This is a genomic window from Planotetraspora kaengkrachanensis, assembly GCF_016862895.1.
GTDB classification, from domain to species: domain Bacteria; phylum Actinomycetota; class Actinomycetes; order Streptosporangiales; family Streptosporangiaceae; genus Planotetraspora; species Planotetraspora kaengkrachanensis.
In genome coordinates this window covers 1-733 of sequence record NZ_BONV01000093.1, presented here as the reverse complement: position 1 = coordinate 733, position 733 = coordinate 1, and the positions used below count along the sequence as shown (strand labels likewise).

The 733-nt window shown below is 68.6% G+C and carries 1 protein-coding gene; it reads right to left on the bottom strand.

Translation table 11 applies throughout. The annotated features are described in order from the left end of the window. Positions 1-733 (bottom strand): RNA polymerDNA-directed RNA polymerase subunit B (locus Pka01_RS40495; protein WP_505877685.1); only part of this gene is annotated, 733 nt, incomplete at both ends.

Below are 733 nucleotides of genomic sequence, written 5' to 3'. Positions count from 1 at the left end.
GGGCTTCTGGTTGAAGCTCGTGCCCTGGTTCGACCGCTTGAACTTGGCGACCCGGTAGGTGGTCCGAGTGCCGTCGTCGTTCATGACGGTGACGTAGTCGGCGGAGACCTCCTCGACCACGCCGGCCTTGTCGGCGCTGATGACGTCACCGGCGTCGGTGGCGGCGCGGTACTCCATGCCGGTGCCGACCAGCGGGCTCTCGCTCTTGAGCAGCGGAACCGACTGGCGCTGCATGTTCGATCCCATGAGCGCGCGGTTGGCGTCGTCGTGCTCGAGGAACGGGATCATGGCGGTGGCGACCGACACCATCTGGCGCGGCGACACGTCCATGTAGTCGACCTCGGAAGGCTGGACGGCCTCGAACTCGCCGCCCTTGCGGCGCGCCAGCACCCGGGACTCCGTGAAGTGGCCGTCGGGGCTCAGGCCCGTGTTCGCCTGGGCGACGACATACCTGTCCTCCTCGTCGGCGGTCAGGTAGTCGATCTGGTCGGTGACCTGCCCGTCCACGACCTTGCGGTACGGCGTCTCGACGAAACCGAACGAGTTGACCCGGCCGAAGGACGACAGCGAGCCGATGAGGCCGATGTTCGGGCCTTCCGGGGTCTCGATCGGGCACATCCGGCCGTAGTGGGACGGGTGCACGTCACGGACCTCGAAGCCGGCCCGCTCACGGGACAGACCACCGGGGCCGAGGGCCGACAGACGCCGCTTGTGGGTCAGGCCCGCCAGCGGG